The 16,107-nt window shown below is 70.4% G+C and carries 18 protein-coding genes; 8 read left to right on the forward strand and 10 right to left on the reverse strand.

Going from position 1 to position 16,107, the window contains the following annotated elements:
- Window positions 1-69 precede the first annotated feature (69 nt).
- Both ACFVDI_RS00250 and ACFVDI_RS00255 read left to right on the forward strand, forming a co-directional pair.
- Window positions 70-1,266 (forward strand): AAA family ATPase, encoded by a 1,197-nt coding sequence (locus ACFVDI_RS00250; RefSeq protein ID WP_378899107.1) that lies wholly within the window; start codon window positions 70-72, stop codon window positions 1,264-1,266.
- Between the two features lie 105 nt (window positions 1,267-1,371).
- Window positions 1,372-2,808 (forward strand): MBL fold metallo-hydrolase RNA specificity domain-containing protein, encoded by a 1,437-nt coding sequence (locus tag ACFVDI_RS00255; protein WP_378899109.1) that lies wholly within the window; start codon window positions 1,372-1,374, stop codon window positions 2,806-2,808.
- A 12-nt stretch (window positions 2,809-2,820) separates the two neighbouring features.
- Here the strand turns inward: ACFVDI_RS00255 and ACFVDI_RS00260 are convergent, their stop codons facing one another.
- A complete protein-coding gene (locus ACFVDI_RS00260) occupies window positions 2,821-3,039 on the reverse strand; it encodes a DUF1918 domain-containing protein (protein ID WP_378899111.1) in 219 nt (72 codons plus the stop codon).
- Window positions 3,040-3,368: 329 nt separating this feature from the next.
- Here ACFVDI_RS00260 and ACFVDI_RS00265 point away from each other — a divergent pair, with 329 nt between their 5' ends.
- The 3 genes from ACFVDI_RS00265 (at window position 3,369) to ACFVDI_RS00275 (ending at window position 4,798) form a co-directional block, all read left to right on the forward strand.
- On the forward strand, window positions 3,369-3,536 hold the full coding sequence (locus ACFVDI_RS00265) for a hypothetical protein (RefSeq protein ID WP_378899113.1): 168 nt from the start codon (window positions 3,369-3,371) through the stop codon (window positions 3,534-3,536).
- A gap of 151 nt (window positions 3,537-3,687) precedes the next feature.
- Complete coding sequence (locus ACFVDI_RS00270) at window positions 3,688-4,032, forward strand: VOC family protein (RefSeq protein ID WP_378899115.1); 345 nt, start codon at window positions 3,688-3,690, stop codon at window positions 4,030-4,032.
- Window positions 4,033-4,063: 31 nt separating this feature from the next.
- Window positions 4,064-4,798 (forward strand): hypothetical protein, encoded by a 735-nt coding sequence (locus ACFVDI_RS00275; RefSeq protein ID WP_378899117.1) that lies wholly within the window; start codon window positions 4,064-4,066, stop codon window positions 4,796-4,798.
- 75 nt (window positions 4,799-4,873) lie between these two features.
- Here the strand turns inward: ACFVDI_RS00275 and ACFVDI_RS00280 are convergent, their stop codons facing one another.
- From ACFVDI_RS00280 to ACFVDI_RS00315, 8 genes are all read right to left on the reverse strand, one after another.
- A complete protein-coding gene (locus ACFVDI_RS00280; protein WP_378899119.1) occupies window positions 4,874-5,110 on the reverse strand; it encodes a hypothetical protein in 237 nt (78 codons plus the stop codon).
- A 164-nt stretch (window positions 5,111-5,274) separates the two neighbouring features.
- Window positions 5,275-6,729, reverse strand: a complete 1,455-nt coding sequence (locus tag ACFVDI_RS00285; protein WP_378899120.1) for a dihydrolipoyl dehydrogenase family protein — start codon at window positions 6,727-6,729, stop codon at window positions 5,275-5,277.
- A 40-nt stretch (window positions 6,730-6,769) separates the two neighbouring features.
- Window positions 6,770-7,696 (reverse strand): ABC transporter substrate-binding protein, encoded by a 927-nt coding sequence (locus ACFVDI_RS00290; RefSeq protein WP_378899122.1) that lies wholly within the window; start codon window positions 7,694-7,696, stop codon window positions 6,770-6,772.
- Between the two features lie 27 nt (window positions 7,697-7,723).
- Window positions 7,724-8,431, reverse strand: a complete 708-nt coding sequence (locus tag ACFVDI_RS00295; protein WP_378899124.1) for an ABC transporter permease — start codon at window positions 8,429-8,431, stop codon at window positions 7,724-7,726.
- Window positions 8,428-9,084 (reverse strand): ABC transporter permease, encoded by a 657-nt coding sequence (locus ACFVDI_RS00300; protein ID WP_378899126.1) that lies wholly within the window; start codon window positions 9,082-9,084, stop codon window positions 8,428-8,430. The genes ACFVDI_RS00295 and ACFVDI_RS00300 overlap by 4 nt, the downstream gene beginning before the upstream one ends.
- Window positions 9,081-10,142 (reverse strand): ABC transporter ATP-binding protein, encoded by a 1,062-nt coding sequence (locus ACFVDI_RS00305; RefSeq protein WP_378899128.1) that lies wholly within the window; start codon window positions 10,140-10,142, stop codon window positions 9,081-9,083. The genes ACFVDI_RS00300 and ACFVDI_RS00305 overlap by 4 nt, the downstream gene beginning before the upstream one ends.
- A 279-nt stretch (window positions 10,143-10,421) precedes the next feature.
- Entirely contained in the window at window positions 10,422-10,955 is a 534-nt protein-coding gene (locus tag ACFVDI_RS00310) for a cysteine dioxygenase (RefSeq protein ID WP_378899130.1), read from the reverse strand.
- On the reverse strand, window positions 10,952-11,872 hold the full coding sequence (locus tag ACFVDI_RS00315; protein ID WP_378899132.1) for an amidohydrolase: 921 nt from the start codon (window positions 11,870-11,872) through the stop codon (window positions 10,952-10,954). Before ACFVDI_RS00315 ends, ACFVDI_RS00310 begins: the two co-directional genes overlap by 4 nt.
- 65 nt (window positions 11,873-11,937) lie before the next feature.
- Between ACFVDI_RS00315 and ACFVDI_RS00320 the strand changes: the two genes are divergently transcribed.
- Window positions 11,938-12,951, forward strand: coding sequence for an NADP-dependent oxidoreductase (locus ACFVDI_RS00320; RefSeq protein WP_378899134.1), 1,014 nt, complete (start codon window positions 11,938-11,940; stop codon window positions 12,949-12,951).
- Between the two features lie 6 nt (window positions 12,952-12,957).
- On the opposite strand, the gene ACFVDI_RS00325 is transcribed toward ACFVDI_RS00320, so the two are convergent.
- A complete protein-coding gene (locus tag ACFVDI_RS00325) occupies window positions 12,958-14,409 on the reverse strand; it encodes a lytic murein transglycosylase (RefSeq protein ID WP_378899136.1) in 1,452 nt (483 codons plus the stop codon).
- A 193-nt stretch (window positions 14,410-14,602) separates the two neighbouring features.
- On the opposite strand from ACFVDI_RS00325, the gene ACFVDI_RS00330 reads away from it, so the two are divergent.
- Both ACFVDI_RS00330 and ACFVDI_RS00335 read left to right on the forward strand, forming a co-directional pair.
- Window positions 14,603-15,373 carry a hypothetical protein gene (locus tag ACFVDI_RS00330; RefSeq protein ID WP_378899137.1) on the forward strand — a complete coding sequence of 257 codons (771 nt, stop codon included), beginning with the start codon at window positions 14,603-14,605 and terminating at the stop codon, window positions 15,371-15,373.
- Complete coding sequence (locus tag ACFVDI_RS00335; RefSeq protein ID WP_378899138.1) at window positions 15,370-16,086, forward strand: SDR family NAD(P)-dependent oxidoreductase; 717 nt, start codon at window positions 15,370-15,372, stop codon at window positions 16,084-16,086. Before ACFVDI_RS00330 ends, ACFVDI_RS00335 begins: the two co-directional genes overlap by 4 nt.
- Window positions 16,087-16,107 lie beyond the last annotated feature (21 nt).

Below are 16,107 nucleotides of genomic sequence, written 5' to 3' on the forward strand. Positions count from 1 at the left end.
CGCTCGCAAATGATGTGCCTCGCTAGCGAAATCTAAGACGCGCCCTATATATGCGGATACCGTCTGATCATGGACCCCATCCGCAATCCGTACGCTCCCGGCGCCGGCCAGCGGCCCCCGGAGCTCGCTGGTCGTAACGAGCAGCTCGGGCAGTTCGACGTCGTGCTGGAACGGGTGGCGCGCGGCCGCCCGGAGCGGTCGCTGGTGCTCACCGGTCTGCGCGGCGTCGGCAAGACGGTCCTGCTCAACACCCTGCGCTCCGCGGCGGTCCGCAAGGGCTGGGGCACCGGGAAGATGGAGGCGCGACCCGACCAGTCGCTGCGCCGGCCGCTGTCGAGCGCGCTGCACCAGGCGGTGCGCGAGCTGGGCCATCCGAACTCCGACGACGTCGACCATGTGCTCGGCGTGATCCGGAGCTTCGCCCAGCGGGAAGCGGGCCCCAACGCGAAGCTGCGCGAGCAGTGGTCGCCGGGCATCGAGGCACCGGCGGTGCGAGGCCGGGCCGACTCCGGTGACATAGAGATCGATCTGGTCGAGCTGCTCACCGATGTCGGTGGGCTCGCCGCCGACGTCGGCAAGGGCGTCGGGGTCTTCATCGACGAGATGCAGGACCTCGGTCCGGACGACGTCTCGGCGATGTGCGCGGCCTGCCACGAGATCAGCCAGTCGGGGCTGCCGGTGATCGTCGTGGGCGCCGGCCTGCCACACCTGCCGGCCGTGCTCTCGGCGAGCAAGTCCTACTCCGAGCGGCTCTTCTCCTATCAGCGCATCGACCGCCTCGAGCGCGAGGCCGCCGACCGCGCCCTCGCCGCCCCCGCGGGCGAGGAGGAGGCCGAGTTCGAGCCCGACGCCCTCGCGGAGATGTACGCCGCCACTGGTGGTTACCCCTACTTCATCCAGGCCTACGGCAAGACCGTGTGGGACCAGGCGCCTCGCTCCCCGATCACGGCCGAGGACGTGAAGGTCGCGGCTCCCGAGGCCGAGCGCGAGCTGGCGGTCGGCTTCTTCGGGTCCCGCTACGAGCGCGCCACCCCCGCCGAGCGGGACTACCTGCGCGCGATGGCCGACGCCGCCGTCGAGCTCGGCGCCGACGACATCGGCACCGTCGCGACGGCCGACGTCGCCGCCTTCCTCAACAAGAAGCCGCAGTCCCTCTCCCCTGCGCGCGACGCGCTGATGAAGAAGGGCCTGATCTACTCCGGTGAACGCGGCCGGATCGCCTTCACCGTCCCTCACTTCGGCCGCTACCTGCGTCAGCAGGGCTGAGACCGGCCGGGCCATCGGTCACGTTCGCGAAGGCCGTACGACCCTCCCCGCAGCCTGACGAAATGCCGCAGCGTGGTGACCCCATCACCTGCGAAGGGAAGCCCGATGGCGCACTCCGAGACCCTTGCCGTCGGCGACATCGACCCCGGCGCATCCCGTTCGACGCATCCCGCGCTGGTGTTCCTCGGGGCATCCGGCACGGTGACCGGAAGCCGGTTCCTGGTCACAGACGGCTCCGATCGGCTGCTGGTCGATGCCGGCCTCTACCAGGGGTTGCGCGAGCTGCGGCGGCTCAACTGGGCTCCGTTCCCGGTGCCGCCCGCGGACATCGACGCCGTCGTGCTCACCCACGCCCACCTCGACCACACCGGCTACCTGCCACGGCTGGTGAGCGACGGCTTCTCCGGTGAGGTGCTGTGCACGCCGGGCACCGCCTCGCTCACCGCCATCGTGCTCCGCGACAGCGCCCACCTCCAGGAGGAGGATGCGCGCTATGCCAACGAGGGCGGCTGGACGAAGCACGACCCGGCCCTGCCGCTCTACACCTCGGCAGACGTGGAACGGACGCTGGAGCGCCTGCACCCGGTGGCGTTCGGAGAGCCTCGGCCGGTTGACGGGATGACTGTGACGATGCAACGCGCCGGCCACATCCTGGGCTCGTCGGTGGCGGTGGTCGACGTCGGTGGTGAGCGGGTGGTGTTCAGCGGCGACCTGGGTCGCCCGGGTCACCCGATCCTGCGGTCGCCCGCCAGACCTCCCGCAGCCTCGGCGATGGTGCTCGAGTCGACCTACGGCGATCGACGGCATCCGCCGGCCGACCCCGATGCTCTCGCCGACACCGTACGCCGCACGGTGGACCGGGGTGGTGTCGTGCTGATCCCCGCGTTCGCGGTGGACCGGACCGAGCTGGTGCTGCTCGAGCTACTCCGGCTCCGCCGTGCGGGCCTGATCCCGCAGGTCCCGATCTTCGTCGACAGCCCGATGGCCCTGGCCGCGCTAGACGTCTACCGGGCGGCGCTGAGTGCGCACAGCGACGAGATCGACGGCAAGCGCGCGGCGCCGCTGCAGGACCTCGAGCATCTCGAGGTCTACCGGATCCGGGACGCCGCCGCCTCCGAGCAGCTCAATCGCCCCAAGAGCCCGTGCATCATCATCTCCGCCTCCGGCATGGCCACCGGCGGCCGCGTCGTCCACCACCTGCTCCGCCAGCTCCCCGATCCCCGCAACAGCGTCGTGCTCACGGGCTATCAGGCGCAGGGCACCCGCGGCAGGCAGCTGGTCGAGGGTGCCCGGGCGGTGAAGATGCACGGCCGGTACGTCCCGGTCCGGGCGGAGGTGGTCGCGATCTCGGACTTCAGCGTGCACGCCGACGCCGACGAGCTGGTCGAGTGGGTCGCCTCGGCGCCCGAGCTTCCCCAGACCGTCTACGTCGTGCACGGCGAGCCCCCGTCGTCCCGGGCTCTGGCGGACCGGATCCAGGACGAGCTGGGGATCGTGGCCGTGGTTCCCCGGCTGGGTGAGCGAGTGCTCCTGGGCTCGTGAGGCCGGTCGGTCTCACCGGTGCTCTTGCGGCCCGGCCTCGTGCTCGAAATGCTCCACGAAGGCATCCGGTCCCGGAAACACCAACGCCTCATGGCCGTTGTCGGACCAGCGTACGACGTAGGGCGGGCTGCCGTCGTCGTGGCGGACTTCGAGGATCTCGGCGTCGCGCACGGGCTCCCCGACGTGGTGGCCACGGACCACCAGTCGGTCACCGACTGCTGCGTACATCATCTCGGGTCTCCATCCTTCTTCAGTTGCGCTTGCGTAGCCGGTTCATCTGGCGCGCGATGCCGTTCCGGTCGTCCATGGTGACGTCCCCCTTCGGTCCGTTGTCCCACGTTCGTCCTCGACGCTAGGGGCCGGCCATGCCGGGAGCAGCGGTCCAAAGGCCCCCTCCGGTGAGTCCTCGGACCCGTCGGCCCGTGACGCGCCGGCTCCGCCTCCGGATCGGGGACCACCGTCCCCGGGTGCGGGAAGTTCGTCCCTCCACGGTGGGGCGTGGGAGCACCTAGCGTCGACGGCAAGCGCAGTCGTGGACGTACCGGAAAGGTGGGATCGCCATGACGATCATCTGGTTAATCGTCTGGTTCATCGCGAACATCGTGGGGGCCCGCGAGCCCCTCCAGCTGGACCCGGTCAACGTCTGGACCGGCACCCTGATCCTCGCGATCGCTCTGGATCTCGGCGGGTCGCATGCCGGAACGGTCTCGTCGAGGCGAGAACGGTGAGCGTCGCTGGCGCCGACGGTAGGGGCCGCCTCAGCGTCGACCGGTGCCGCCGCGGCGGTCGGGGACCAAGGACCAGCCCTAGCGGCACTTCGTCTCTGGGTACGCCCCGTCGTCTCGTCGGATGCTCGACCGAGACGAAAAGGAGACAGTCATGGCACATCCTGTGGTGCACTTCGAGATCGCCGGCCCGGACGGGGAGCGACTCGTCGAGTTCTATCGAGACCTGTTCGGCTGGGAGATCCAGGGGGCCGGTCCCGACTACTGGCTCGTGACGGCCGGTAAAGAGGGAATCGGTGGCGGCGTGATGCAGACCCGCGACGAGATGCCCTCCTACGTCACCGTGTACGTCTCGACCGACGACCTCGAGGCCAGCCTCCGTCGTGTCGGGGAGCTGGGTGGCGAGACCGTTGTGCCGCCCATGGAGATCCCCGGTACCGGGTTCTTCGCCATGTTCCGCGACCCCAACGGCAACATCATCGGCCTGTTCCGTGAGTGACGGGCCTGGACAGCAGAGAGAGGTTCGACCGATGACGAGTGAACGAGCCGCGGAGTCTCTCCCGGACCGACCGCGCTGGACTGCTGGGCGGGTCATCGCCGTCGTGGCGGGCAGTGTCCTCCTGCTGATCGCGTTCGGTCTCATCGCCGGTGGCGGCGCCCTGGCTGTGGCCTCGGCCCAGCGAGACGCTGACGGCTACCTGATGACCGACGAGACGACGATCTCAGCCGCCGGTTACGCGATCACCACGGAGACGATCACCATCGAGACCGATGCCGGGGTCGACGTCCCCGGCAGGCTGATCGGCGATACCAAGCTGGTCGTCACCTCGGCCGAGGAGGGACCGTTGTTCGTCGGTCTCGCTCCCACGGCAGAGGTCGACGCCTTCCTCGCCGACGTCGGACATTCGACGATCGACGGCTTCGACGGCCGGCGCCCGACGTACGACGTCGTGGACGGCGGTTCGCCCGCGATGCTTCCCGCGGAAGCCGGCTTCTGGACCGCCTCGACGTCCGGCACCGGGACCCGGACGCTGACCTGGGAGGTCGAGTCGGGCGACTGGACCCTCGTGGTGATGAACGCCGACGGGCATGCTCCGGTGACCGCTGAGGCGGCCGTCGGTGCCACCCTGCCGGCGCTCGGCACGGCGATCGGTGTGCTGCTCGGCTCCGGTGGCGTACTCCTGCTGGTGGCGCTCGCCCTGCTGCTCGGTGGCCTGCTGTCGGCGAGTCGTGCGGAACAACGGGCGCCCGCGCCGGCCAGGTGACGTGTTCGCCGCGCGCAGATAGCCCGAAACGGTCGTCCGTTCGGTCAACGGGTTCACCCAGCCGCGGCCCGTACGTCAGCTCTTCTTCTTGGCGGTCGCTTTGCCGCCTTTGCTACCCGCCTTCTTCTTCTGGGCGGTGGTGCCGCCCTGTCTACCGTCGTTGTTCTTCTTTCCGCTGCCGCTCTTCTTGCCGCCCTTCTTGGAGGCGTCAGGAGTGTTGGCGATCTTGGCGGCGCGCTGCTTGGACATCCCCTTGTCCTTGAGCGCCTCATACTGCTCTTCGTTCTTCACGTTGGCGGACTTGCTGGGCATGGCTCCTCCATCGTCCGTGGTCTGCCAACGGCGGTACCCGCGGTCCGGGTCGGCATGCACCTCCCGGGGATGACCCCGGACGAGGTCGACGTCGACGTCGAGTAGAGCCGGACGCCGGCCGGTGAGGCTCTCCGGCACGCGAGTGCGGGCTGGAGTGCTCGTCACTACCGATCGCGCCCCGCGGTCTCGAGCAGACGGAGCCAGATCTCGCTGACGGTCGGGAAGGCGGGGACCGCGTGCCAGAGCCGGTCGAGGGGGACCTCGCCGACGACCGCGATGGTGGCGGCGTGCAGGAGCTCGGCGGTGTCCGGGCCGACGGCGGTGAAACCGACCAGCGTCTTGCGCTGCTCGTCGATGACCATCCGCGCCTTGCCGCGGTAGCCGTCGGCGTGCAGCGACGCACCGGCGACCGAGCCGAGGTCGTAGTCGACGACGCCGACGTCGATGCCGGCCGCTTCGGCCGACTCGGCGGAGTGTCCGACGGCGACGACCTCGGGATCGGTGAAGATCACCTGGGTGGTGGCGCGCTCGTCGGCGGTGGCGGCGTGACGCCCCCACGTGCTCAGGTCGGGCTCCTCGCCGCGGGCCTTGGCCGCGATCAGGTCGCCGAGGGCGCGGGCCTGGTACTTCCCGTGGTGGGTCAGCAGCGCCCGATGGTTGACGTCACCGGCCGCATAGAGCCAGCCGGCCTCGAGCTGGCCGTCGTCGTCGACCACGGCCAGGGAGTCGTCGACACTCAGCCAGCTGCCGGGTTCGAGGCCGACGTGCTCCAGACCGAGGTCCTTGGTATTCGGCACCCGACCGGTGGCAACGAGGACCTCGTCCGCGGTCACCTCGGTCCCGTCCGAGAGCGTCAGGTGCACCTCGCCGTCATCGTCGCGACGGACCTCGTCCGCGCCGACGTCCAGATGCAGCGAGACCCCGTACGTCCGGAGCGCACCGGCCACCTGCTCACCCGCGAACTTCTCGACCCCCGGCAGGAGCCGGGTGCGCGAGATGAGGGTGACCTGCGACCCGAGCGCGCTGAAGGCGGTCGCCATCTCGGCGCCGACCACACCGCCGCCGATGATCGCCAGGCGACCCGGGACGGACGTGGCGCCGGCGGCTTCGCGGTTGGTCCAGGGCGAGGCGTCGGCGAGCCCCGGGATCGGCGGGACGAGGGCTGCGCTGCCGGTGGCGATCACCACCGCGTGACGGGCCTGGAGGTCGGTGGTGGTGCCGTCGGAGGCGGTGACCGTGACGGCACGGGGACCGGTGATCCGCCCGTGCCCGCGCACCAGCGTGATCCCGGCGCCGGTCAGCCACTCGACCTGGCCGGAGTCGTTCCAGCTGGCTGCGAACTGGTCGCGCCGGGCGAACACGGCGGCTGGGTCGAGTTTGCCGGTGACCGCCTGGCCAGCGGCCGGAAGCGCCTGGGCGGCGCGCAGCGCCGCAGCGTCCCTGAGCAGCGCCTTCGTCGGCATGCAGGCCCAGTAGGAGCACTCGCCACCGACGAGCTCGTTCTCGACGATGGCTGCGGTCAGGCCACCCTGCGCCACGCGGTCGGCAACGTTCTCGCCCGTGGGTCCGGCGCCGACGACGATGACGTCGACGGTGAGATCTTGGCTCGTGCTCGTCATGTCAGTCGACCCTACTCGCGCGCCTCATGTCCGCCGGGCGTCAGTTCACGCCGTTGTCGGCGAGGAACTCCTTGGCGACCGTGGCCGGGTCGGCCTTGTCGACCTGGACCTTCGCGAGGGCCTCGGTGAGGTTGTCGGTGGTCAGGGCCTCCGAAACGGCGTTGAGCGCGGTCTCGGCCTCGTCGCTGAGCGCCTCGGAGCGGATCAGCGGGACGACGTTCTGGGAGAGGAAGAGGTTCTTCGGGTCCTCCAGGACGACCCAGCCGTTGGTAGGGATCTGGGAGTCGGTGGAGAAGACGTTGGCGACGTCGATGTCGCCCTTCTTCAGTGCGCTGGACGTCAGTGGACCGCCGGCGTCGAGCGGCTTGAACTCCTTGAACGTGACCCCGTAGACCTCGTCGAGACCGACCAGTCCCTGGTGGCGCGTCTTGAACTCCGGGGCGCCGCCGAGGGTGAGGTCCTTCGCGACCGGTGCGAGGTCCTCGATGCTCGTCAGCGAGTACTTCTCGGCCGTCTCCTTGGAGACGGTGAGCGTGTCCTTGTCCTCGGCCTCGGACTGCGGCAGGGTCTCGCTGCCCTCCGGCAGGACGTCCTGAAGCGCCTCGTAGACGTCCTCGGGAGCGGAGACGTTCTCCGGCACGCCGTCCGGCTTCAGGTAGGCCAGCAGGGCGCCGTTGTACTCCGGCAGCAGGTCGATGTCGCCGCTCTTGAAGGCCTCCATGTAGACCTCCCGGGATCCGATGTTGGGCTTGGTCTCGACCTTGACGCCCTCGGCCTCGAGAGCCTGGGCGTACATCTCCATGAGCAGCTCGCTCTCGGGGAAATTGGCCGAGCCGACGACGATCGTGCCGCTGCCGGAGTCGGAGTCCGACCCGGAGTCGAGCGGGTCACCGCCGCAGGCGGTCAGGGTGCCTGCCACGGCGAGCGTCGCGAACAGGTACGCGGTGGTGCGGATTCGGCGGGACATTGAATACCTCTCGGGTTGCTGGATTGGTCAGCCGGCGAGTGTGGGTTCGGGGCGGGCGGTGGCGGGGCGGTCGCCGGCGCTGCGGCCGTCGACGCCGGGCGACACGAGGAGCCGCTGCGCCCCGGCGAGCGCGAGGTCGATCAGGACCGCGAGCACGGCGAGCACGATCGCGCCCGCGACCACCTGGTCGTACTGGAGGGTCGCCAGGCCGTCGAAGAGATAGCGGCCGAGGCCGCCGAGACCGGCGTACGCGGCGATGGTGGCGGTCGAGACCACCTGGAGCGAGGCGTTGCGCAGGCCGCCGATGATGATCGGCAGCGCGATCGGGACCTCGACCCGCCAGGCGATCTGGGCCTCGGTCATCCCGACGCCTCGCGCCGCGTCGACGGTCTCGTCGGCGACGGCCCGGATCCCGGCGTACGTGGTGGCGAGGACGGGTGGGATGGCGAGCACGACCAGGGCGATGGTGACCGGCACCAGGCCGATCCCGACCAGGCCGAGCGCGAGCATGAGCACGCCGAGGGTCGGGAGTGCGCGGCCGGCGTTGCCGAGGTTGATGGCGATCAGCGCGCCGCGTCCGGTGTGGCCGATCAGGAGGCCGATCGGGAACGCGATCACGGCCGCGATCGCCAGCGACAGGAAGGTGTAGCCGAGGTGCTCGAGGATGCGCTGCGGGAAGCCGTCGGGGCTGTTCAGCGACCAGTTGGCCGCGTCGAGCAGGTAGTCGAGAGTCATCGTGCACCCGCTCTCGACCACGGGGTGAGCCCGCGCTGGACGATGACGATCAGGACGTCGGCGACGACCGCGAGCACGACCGAGAGGATCAGTCCGATGATGATCGGCGGCAGGTAGAAGCCGAGCTGGAACCCTCGGGTGAAGAGCTGTCCCAGACCACCGATGCCGACCAGGGCCGCGATGCTGACCATGCTCACGTTGGCCACGGTCGCCACGCGCAGCCCGGTCAGGATCACCGGCATCGCGAGGGGCAGCTGGACCGTGAACCAGCGGCGCAGGGGCCGATAGCCCATCGCGGTGGCCGCCTGGAGGACCGTGCTGTCGACCGCGTCGAGGCCGTCGGCGGTCGTGCGGACGAGCAGAGCGAGCGAGTAGAGCGTGAGCGCGACGACCACGTTGAGCGGATCGAGGACGCTGGTGCCGAGGATGCCCGGGAGCAGCAGGAGCAGCGCGAGCGACGGGACGGTGTAGACCACGCTGCCGGTGGTGAGCGCGATGTGTCGCACCGGGAGGTAGCGGTGGACGAGGGCGCCCAGGGGCAGCGAGAGGACGAAGGCGATCGCGACCGGCAGCAGTGCCAGCCAGATGTGCTGGACGAGCGCGGTCAGGACATCACCGCTGTTGGTCTCGAGATAGCCCCAGATATCGCTCACCCGAACTCCTTCGAGGAGGACAGGGCCGCGAGCCGCTCCCGCTGCTGCGAACGTACGCCTCCGGCCAGGTCCTCGAGCAGGACCAGCCCGTCGGCACGACCCTCGGCGTCGACCCGCACCGCGGCGCCCGCGGGCGAGAGGATGGCCAGATCCGCGACCGTACGCAGGTTCGCACCGTCGCGGAAGGTGCCCTCGGTCGGGAGGAGGCCGTCCGGCCCTCGCCAGCCCAGTGGCCGGCCGTCGGCGTCGACCTCGAGGGTGAGCCCGTCGACACCGTGGTCGATGGTCTTGAGCACGATCTCGTTCCCGTCGGCGAACGAGAGGCCGCGGAAGCCGCGGTCGCGGCCGACGAGCGAGGCGACGAAGTCGTCGGCGGGTGAGGCGAGGATGTCGGCCGGAGGGGCGAACTGGGCGGGTCGGGCGCCGTTCGCGAGGACGGCGACCCTGTCACCGAGCCGGATCGCCTCGTCGATGTCGTGGGTCACCAGCACGATCGTCTTGCCGAGCTCGCCCTGGAGCCTGAGCAGCTCCTGCTGGAGGTCGTCGCGTACGACCGGGTCGACCGCAGAGAACGGCTCGTCCATGAGCAGGACCGGCGGGTCGGCCGCGAGCGCCCTGGCCACGCCGACACGCTGCTGCTGGCCACCGGAGAGCTGGGCGGGGTAGCGCTTGCCGAGGTCGGAGGAGAGCCCGACCCGCTCGAGCAGTCCGAGCGCGCTCGTGCGTGCGTCCCGGCGGGAGACGCCCTGCAGGATCGGGACGGTCGCGACGTTGTCGAGGACCGTGCGATGCGGGAAGAGCCCGGCACCCTGGATCACGTAGCCGATCTCGCGGCGCAGCTGCGCCTCCGGGCGGGTGGTGATGTCGTCACCGTCGATCAGGATCCGGCCGGAGGTCGGCTCGATCATCCGGTTGATCATCCGCAGCGCGGTCGTCTTGCCGCATCCCGATGGCCCGACGAACACAGTGATCTCACCGGTCCCCACCTTCAGGGTGAGGTCGTCCACGGCCACTGTGCCGTCCGGATAGCGTTTCGTGACGCCCTCGAACTCGATCACAGCCACCGCTCCTGTCTTTCGTTCTCCACCTGCGGACGCTGTTGCACAAGATCCTCAGCCTGCCAGATCGACGGGCGTAACAGAAAGTATTAAACGGATAGCCGAACTGGGGTTTGCCGTCCGAGCGCCGGCCCTCGATGCTTGAAATGTGCCACAGATGGCCCGATCCGTCGCTCAACCGGGACCCGGCGCCCGAGATGTCGCCCACTTCGCCTTCAATCGCAACGACGTCGACGTACGTCTCATTCCAGACGACCTCGACCGGCTGGTTGAGCCGAGTCAGTCCTCCAGCGGGCGCAGCTCGTCGGCGTAGGAGACCGAGACGCGGCGCATCACGCCGTCGTCGCCGATCGCGTACTGCCCCATCCGCCACAGCGGGGGCGAGTAGGCGTGGATCGAGGTCGATCCGTCGACCGCGCCGCTCATCCGGTGGATGTGGTCGGGGCCGAAGCCGAAGCTGCGCCCCGCGCCGATCTCCCGCTGCACGGGCTCGCCGCCGAGCCTCGGCTGCTGCTCGACGACCGCTCCCTGGGTCACCGCGACCGCGCCCGAGGAGATGTCGTGGTCGTGCCAGCCGGTGTCGTCGACGGTGTTCCAGCACAGCAGCCAGATGTCGATGTCCTTGTCACGGTAGAGCGAGACGTAGTGGCGCTCACCGGTGTCGTGGCGCACCAGGTGCTCCCACAGCTCGGGGTGCGCGGCGAGCTCGTCCACCCAGGCACGGAGCTGGCCGGGGGTGAGGGCCCGGCCCGGCAGGGCGGGCAGGTCCGCGGCGCTCAGCACCGTGTCGACGATCGGTCCGGTGACGGTCATCGGTCTCCTCCGGTGAGCAGATGGTGCGGGTTGGCCACGAAGATCGCCCGGCCCAGAGCCTCGCCGAGGCCGGGCTCGAGGGCGGGATCGATCGGCTCGGCGTACGGCCGGTCCGAGCCGTTGACCAGCGGGTCGACACCGACCACGCGGGACATCGCGTCGATCGCCTGGGCGCCGTAGGACGAGGTCTCGTAGTAGACGTGCCGGTCGATCGCGCCCAGGTTGCCGCCGCGCTGGGCGAGGCGCTCGTGGTGGAGCGGCGCGAGTCCGGCCAGCGCCACGAACGCGATCCGCAGGGTCGGGAGCAGCGACCTGCCGGCGACGTGCCAGGAGTGCCACGCGGCGCTCTGCTGGGCGACGTACGAGGTCAGCGCGGGCCACCAGCCGGGCAGCTCGACATCGCCGGCCGTGGCGCCGGCCGCGGCGTCGGCGGGGCCGGGATGGACGAGGACGGGCAGGTCGGCCTGTTGGGCGGTGGCGAGCACCGGAGCGAGGGCCTCGAGCGCGGACGGCGTCGCCAGGGCCGTCGCCGGCACCTGGAGGCCATGGACGCGGTCGTTCGTCAGGACCGTCGCCAGATCGTCGAGATCCGGCTCGACGAGCCCGGGCGCCGCCCAGAGCCCGTAGTCGGCGGGGAGGTCGTCGGCGAGGCTGTGCCAGGCATCCAGCAGCCGGCGGGACTGGTCCGGCACGAGCGACTCGATGCCCAGCGGGCTGGAGAGCGACAACAGCACCAGCCCGTCCTCCCGCGCCGCACGACCGGCGAGGTCATGATCCGCGGGATCGACAGGGTAGGGCGGCTCGCCGTCGAGATGCAGCACCCAGCCGTCGAGGTAAGGAGGCCGCCGTCGGCGGCGCAGCTCCTCGACCAGTGCCGGCGGCCACAGGTGCTGGTGGACGTCGACCGAACGTTTCATGAGTTAAGTCAATAAGATTAATCGTGATTAAGCAAGCCTGCCCGCCGGTGAGGCACCATGGCCGGATGACCGACACGAACACCCAGATCCTGCTCCGCGCCCGCCCGGTCGGCGAACCCACCGCCGACGACTTCTCGATCGTCACCTCCGAGGTTCCGTCGCCGGCGGAGGGCGAGGTGCTGCTGCGTACGAGATTCCTCTCGCTCGACCCCTACATGCGCGGACGGATGAGCGATGCGCCCTCGTACGCCGAGCCGACCGCTCTCGGTGACGTGCTGCCTGGTGCGACGGTCGCCGAGGTCGTCGAGTCGCAGGACCCGTCGCGGCAGGTGGGCGATGTGGTGCTGGCCTACGGAGGCTGGCAGTCGTTCTCGGTGGCGCCGGCCAGGCACACCCGTCGCCTCGACCCGTCCGCCGCGCCGGTCTCCACCGCTCTGGGGGTCCTGGGGATGCCGGGGTTCACGGCGTACGCGGGGCTGACCCAGATCGGGCAGCCGAAGCCCGGCGAGACCGTCGTCGTCGCGGCCGCGACCGGTCCGGTGGGTGCCACGGTCGGGCAGATCGCCAAGATCCTCGGCTGCCGGGCGGTGGGGATCGCCGGAGGGCCGGAGAAGGTCGCACACCTGACCGAGCTCGGCTTCGACGTCGCCCTGGACCACCGTGCGCCCGACTTCAAGGACCAGCTGAAGGCGGCCGTCCCGGACGGCATCGACGTCTACTTCGAGAACGTCGGAGGGCACGTGTGGAACGCGGTGCTGCCGCGGCTCAACAAGTTCGCCCGAGTGCCGGTCTGCGGTCTGATCGCCCACTACAACGACACCGCCGCGCCGGAGGGGCCCGACCGGGCGCCCGGCCTGATGCGGCACGTGCTCAACAAGTCGCTGCTGATCAGGGGCTTCATCCAGACCGAGTTCGTCCGTGACCACGAGGAGCGGTTCCTCACCGAGGCGACCACCTGGCTTGCCGAGGGCAGGCTCCGCTACCGCGAGGACATCACCGAAGGGCTCGAGAACGCGCCCGCCGCGTTCAACCGGATGCTTCGCGGACAGAACTTCGGCAAGACGGTGATCAAGGTCTGACCGAGCTCAGGCCGTCGGCGCAGCGTCGCCGTCGGTGGTCTCCGGCGCGGTCGTCGCTCGGCTGGCGATCTCCTCCTCGGTGGCGCCCGGCTGGAGGGTCTCGTAGCCAGTGGTGCCCGCCAGGCTGCGTACGAACTCCCGCAGCGCCAGGTCGGTCGGCATCGCCGCGTCGTCCTCGAACTCGGCGATGCAGTCGTCGATGATCTGCTCCTGCATGCTCGCCTCGAGCGTGGTGCCGTAGACGTCCTCCATCGCCTTGCGGCTGGGCGCGGTCAGGGTCTCGGCCGTGGTCACGTCGACGGGGTCCGGAGTCGGAGTCGGCGTCGGTGTGGGAGTCGGGGTCGGGGTGGGCTCGCTGGTCTCGCCGTCGCCGGGGTCCGTGCCGTCGGTGGGCTCGGTGCTGGGGTCGGTGCTGGGGTCGGTGCTGGGGTCCGTGCTGGGATCCGTGCTGGGATCCGTGGACGGGTCGGTGCTGGGACCCGTCGAAGGGTCCGGATCGTTGTCGCCGGAGCCGCTGCCGGACTCCACCGGCTCGGCCGGCACCGGGGTCTTGGCTGCGCCGTCTGCGTCGGCGTCGGGCTTCGTGACGTTGTTCGAGGTGCGCGGCAGGGTGGACACGTTCGATCTCATCGAGGAGGGCGACCCGCCATCGATGCTCGGCGATCCGGGGAACTCCCCGTTGCGGTACTGGTCGGCGATCTTCAGCACCGCCTCGACGTACGTGTCGCTCTGGTTGTAGCGGTAGACCGCGGCGTTGGCGCCGGAGTCGGTGCTGACGTCCTCGGTGCCGGCGCACAGGAATGCCGCCGTGGCGACGGCGGCATCATCGATGTCCTGGGGGTCGCGGCGGTTGTCGCCGTCGCCGTCGGTGCCGGCGAAGGTCCAGGTGGAGGGGATGAACTGCATCGGGCCGACGGCGTGGTCGTAGACGGTGTCGTGGTCGTAGAGACCGTTGTCGGTGTCGCGGACCGCCGCGTAGTTGCCGGCGCCGTTGAGCTGCGGGCCGATGATCGCAGGGAGGGCGAGGCCGTTGGAGTCGAGCTCGCTGCCCCCGAAGCGGCCGTGGTTGCTCTCGACCATGCCGATCGCGGCGATGAGTGCCCAGTCGATGCGGCAGGAGGGGTCGGCGTCGTTGAGCACGGTGGCCGAGCGCTGGTAGGCGGCCAGGGCGACCGGCGGGATCGACAGCTCCTCGGCGTTGGAGGCCAGCCTCACCGCGTCGGTCGGGGTCAGGTTCTTCACGCCGCCCAGGCCGTCGGCGATGCCCAGCGGGTCCTGAAGCGCGCCCGGATCGGGCAGCTCGGGCTGCTGATGACCGGTGTCGAGGCTGCCCTCGTCGGGGGCCATGACCGCGAACGCAGCGGTCAGCGCGACGGCAGCGACGGCCCGAGGCCCGAGGCTGGTCAGCGCAGCTGTGCTGATGCTTCTGGCCCAGAACTTTCGGGGTGCTTTGGTCATGCCGATCTCACCTCATCCACGCGTGGGGGACGTGTACGTCTCCTGAGCCTACCCAGGTATTCCACTTCGGCGCCTGGCAATAAGAAATCCACCCTTTGTGGTGATGAATCGCAACGGTCGTGCCACCTGACGTTGGGCTGGTGTTCCACGGCTCGCCGCCTGGTCTCACCTTGCGGCTGTCACCGTGTAGGGCATGACTGAACGGACGCGTCTGTGGATGGTTCCGCTGGTCGCGGCCGCGGGTTGGGGCGTCGGGTTCCTGCCCCAGCTCGTCCAGCCGCAGCCGCTCCTGCTCGCCCCGATGGTCGCCGAGCTGGTCTCGTTCACCCTGCTCGCCGCCGCGCTCGGCGGGCTCGCCGCCGGGCTGCGCCCGGACCGCCGGCTGCTCAGCGCCACCCTGGCCGGGACCGGTGTCGTGGGCGCGGTCCTGCTCGGGCTGACGCTCGCCGCGGGACCGGCGGCGACCAACTCGAGGATGCTGACCCACCTGGTCGTCGTCGCCGCGGTCACGACGGTCGCGGGTCTCGCCGCCGGGATCGCGGCGAGCCTCGGGCCATGCGTGCTGCGGGCTCCGATGCTGGCCGCACCGGCCGTCTGCGTACCGCTCTGGCTGGACGGCATGCTCCCCGGGAAGCTGCCTTCGTCGGTGATCGACGCACTCCTGGCGGCTGCGCTGGTGACCGTCCTGGTGACGTCCGTACGCCGCGCTGTCGACGTCGTCGCCTGGGTGCCGGCCTGGATCCTGGGCTGGGCGATGCAGACGCTGCTGACGGTGCTGGTGGCCATCGGCGTACTCATCCAGGAGGGCCGCTCGGTCGACGCCGGGCTGCTCTCCTCGCACCTGGTTTACTTCCACGAGCGCTGGAACGAGCCTGCGGTGCACTACCCGGCAGGGTGGGCGCTCGCCGGTGTCCTGGCGCTGGCGCTGGTGGCGTGGAGGCTGCGTGACACCCTTCGGGTGTGAAACGGACGCTCATCACCGGAGGCACCCGCGGCATCGGTGCCGCCATCGCTCATCGCCTGGCCGCTGACGGCCACTCGCTCGTGCTCGGCTTCCTGTCCGACGAGGCATCCGCCGCGGCGACGCGGGACGAGATCCGGGCCCTCGGGGTCGCCTGCGAGATCGTGGGCGCTGACATCACCACCGACGCCGGGATCGCCGCGCTCTTCGAGGCCGCCGGGCCGATCACCGGCGTGGTCAACAATGCCGGCGCGACCTACCGCTACGCGCCCCTCGTCGACACCCCTGCGGACGAGATCCGGAAGACGTACGACGTCAACCTGGTCGGTCCCACCCTGGTCGCCCGGGCGGCGGTGTCCGCGCTGGCCGAGGGTGGCGTGATCGTCAACATCTCCTCGGGCGCCGCGACCCTGGGATCGCCGGGAGAGTACGTCCACTACGCCGCCGCCAAGGCCGGGATCGACGCGCTCACCAAGGGGCTCGGGCTCGAGGTCGCCCCGCTCGGTATCCGGGTCGTCGCGGTCGCCCCCGGCCTCACCGAGACCGATCTGCACGCCGCCACCGGTGACCCCGGCCGGATCGAGCGGATGGCTCCCCAGATCCCGATCGGCCGTGCGTCCTCACCCGACGAGGTCGCCGAAGCGGTCGCCTGGCTGATGAGCGAGAAGGCCTCGTACGTCACCGCTACCACCCTGCGGGTGGCCGGCGGGCGGTGATGTCACAGGCTCGAGGTCGTG

Origin of the sequence: Nocardioides sp. NPDC057767 (genome assembly GCF_042798275.1) — a bacterium.
Classification (GTDB): domain Bacteria; phylum Actinomycetota; class Actinomycetes; order Propionibacteriales; family Nocardioidaceae; genus Nocardioides.